Origin of the sequence: Helicobacter sp. 10-6591, from assembly GCF_003288805.1 — a bacterium.
In the GTDB taxonomy this organism is placed as follows: domain Bacteria; phylum Campylobacterota; class Campylobacteria; order Campylobacterales; family Helicobacteraceae; genus Helicobacter_F.
The window spans coordinates 1-2,833 of the sequence record NZ_NHYK01000038.1 but is presented as its reverse complement, the minus strand read 5'-3'; the positions used below and the strand labels follow the sequence as shown (position 1 = coordinate 2,833).

Sequence of the window (2,833 nt, the reverse complement as noted above, 5' to 3'; positions counted from 1 at the left end):
TTTGGATGAAAGGTTTTATATAACATTTAACTACAACACTACCTTTAACTCTAAGCTTACACAGCATACTGGTTATATGAAGTTGAATTTTATGTGGTAAAGGCATCATTACCAAAACTACAAATGTCAGAGCAGTGCCTACTCTTATGCCGAAGTTTTCTAAGAAAACAGGCTATCCCTTTGACAGATGGCAAAACTCTCTTATCTTTGCTGGTACGCCTGTTCTTATCACACATTTTGATACCTCATTGCGCTTTGCTCATATACAGGCTGGATTTGTGTATGGGTGGGTAGAAGTGAGTGATATAGGGCTGGTGAGTGAGGCAGATTCTGCAAAAATACAGGGGTTTAAAAACTATGTAACGCCAAGTGCTGATAAGGTGGTGGTTAAAGATTCTGCTGGAAATTTTTACACACGAGCAAGAATAGGATACAGAGATTCTGATTTTCGTGTTTTTACCTAGTTTGTTACGAAACGTTTATATATAAAACTAAGTATATTTTTGTTTTTCTCATTATTAACCAAATTAATACGAAAGTTCAGCGTTCAATTTTTGATAAAGGAATAACTATGAGAAATACAACAATAAATTCACCTATAAAAATATCAGTTGTCGCAGCTTTATCTTTAAGTATATCTGCTTCGAGTGTGACAGCACAACAACAGCAAAAAAAGTTTAGCTGGGGAATTGCAAAGGGAGATTCAATACAGATTCAAAACTCAATGCAAAGTGGTCAATCTGGTGTAACCACCATTACCGCTAATGGCAATAGCGCCAGAGGCAGAATCGAAGTAACTCAAGGACAACAAAACAGCACTCTAAGCTCACTTTTAATACAAAGCGGAACTTCTCTACAAGGTGATGGTGGTCTTTTAGTCATAGGCAAAGAAAAAGAAAATGATAGCTACATGATTCCAACAATTACCAATCGAGGTACACTAAACACAGAACAATATCCAGTAATCAATGTTGAAGGAAGCAACAAAACTATCCAAAATTTTATCAATGAGGGGACTATCAAAAGCAGCAATGAAGTGGCCATTAAAGTGAGAGGAACCAACAACACCATAACCACATTTTCTAACTCTGGGCTTATAAAGGCAAAAAAAGAAGCTTTAACCTTCTACAACACAACTATCACAAGCTTTGATAACAAAGGAACGATAGAGAATGAGAGTGATGGTAGTGGCCGAAGCATAGATCTCTACAATGCTACTATCACAAACTTTACAAACTCTGGAACGATAAAGGCACAAAAGAACCATGCAGTGTATTTAAATGATAGTACTATCACAAACTTTATCAATGACACCAATGGCCTTATTGATACTCAAAGCCAAGGTAATGGCTTAAACGGCCAAAATGACTTCAAGCATAGTAATGCACATCAGGTACATGCAGCAATCCGTGTGCAAGCTGGCAATGGTAAAACTTCTAGTATCCAAAGCCTTGAAAACAAAGGAACTATCAAAGGCAAGAGAGCTGGAATCTCATTAGCCCGACAAGCTGGAGACAGTGGTGGGAAAAATAATATCAATATTGGAACTATTAAAAACTCAGGCACTATTGAAGCTGGAAATGCTGGAATCTATATGGTTGGTGATTTTATGACTATCCAAAACATCATAAACGAAGGCACGATAACAATAACAAATGGAACAAATAATGGAGATTATTCCGCAGGTATTGTAGTTGCTGCTGTTGATAAGAAAAATCCGATATACGCTGACATCCAGAATAAAGGCACTATCACAGGTGGACAATATGGAGTCTTCATAGAAGGTGGGACTATAAATAATCTTAAAAATTCTGGAACCATAGAAGGCAAGAAAGATGGCATAGCATTCTTTAATGCTGAAGGTACTTTACACACAACTATAACCAATCTAGAAATAGAGCAAGGAGGAATAATCAGAGGTGAACAAAATGGAATAAATATAAGCAAAAATAATGGAGACAAAGATCAGACAGTAGTTGGAAATCTAACGATAGCACAAGATGCTACAGTAGAAGGAATAAATGGCAGTGGTTTGGTACTAGGTAAAGATAATAAGAATGGCTCAAGTAGCGATAAATACCAACTCACAGGTAAGATTGAAGTAAATGGTACTTTGAAAGGCAAGACTGCTGCGATTATAAATAAAGGCGAATTAGGCTCAAATGAAGGTGGAGATGTACTTGTAATAGGTGAACAAGGCAAAATAGAAGGAGTAGTGAAAAATGAAAGTGGAGGAACACTCAAAGGCAATATCACAAATAAGGGCACTGGAACTTTAGAAATTGATAACAAAGGAACAGTGGGTAATAAAACTGTAATCAAAAATGATGGCGGCGGCAGTATAAAAATCCTAGATTGGAAGTTAGAGAATCAAGACAATGGCAGTGGCAATCTGAAAACAGTCCAATTTGAAGGTAATGGCGGCAATATAACTTTAGAAAAACTCACAATAAGTGAAACCAATACAGATATCACCAAAGTAGCAGAAGCTATACAAGGAAGCCAAAAAGCACAAGCAGTAGCACATACTCAAGTAAAGACAAGTGATGGCAATGGAGCAGTAACTATAACAGGTGATCTTTTAAGAGGTCTTGTTGCTAATATAGATGGTTCTAAGACAGCAGCAGCTGCATTGAACAGAACACTTATAGCTACAGCTACTGCAAGAGCTACATTCTTAGATACTGTTATGGGGAATGCATTGAATACTCTTTCTTTTTTGCATCATAAAGACAGAGCAAGTTCTTCTTTGGGAAGTTATAAGAATGCAAACTTGTATGCAAATGCTACTACTATAAGAAATGATCTGTTGTCTCAGAGTTCTAGTTATGCA

2 protein-coding genes are annotated in these 2,833 nt (G+C 36.8%); both read left to right on the top strand.

The annotated features are described in order from the left end of the window. The first annotated feature begins 146 nt into the window (after positions 1-146). The gene (locus CCY97_RS08030; protein WP_146744539.1) at positions 147-464 is read left to right on the top strand and encodes an SH3 domain-containing protein; all 318 of its coding nucleotides are present in this window, start codon (positions 147-149) and stop codon (positions 462-464) included. 107 nt (positions 465-571) lie between these two features. Continuing rightward, a partial coding sequence (locus CCY97_RS08025; protein WP_146744538.1) for a hypothetical protein occupies positions 572-2,833 on the top strand: 2,262 nt, incomplete at its 3' end.

Bases quoted from the DNA above. Each gene is read 5' to 3' on its own strand.
- CCY97_RS08030 (WP_146744539.1), top strand. From the start codon at position 147: ATGCCGAAGTTTTCTAAGAAAACAGGCTATCCCTTTGACAGATGGCAA.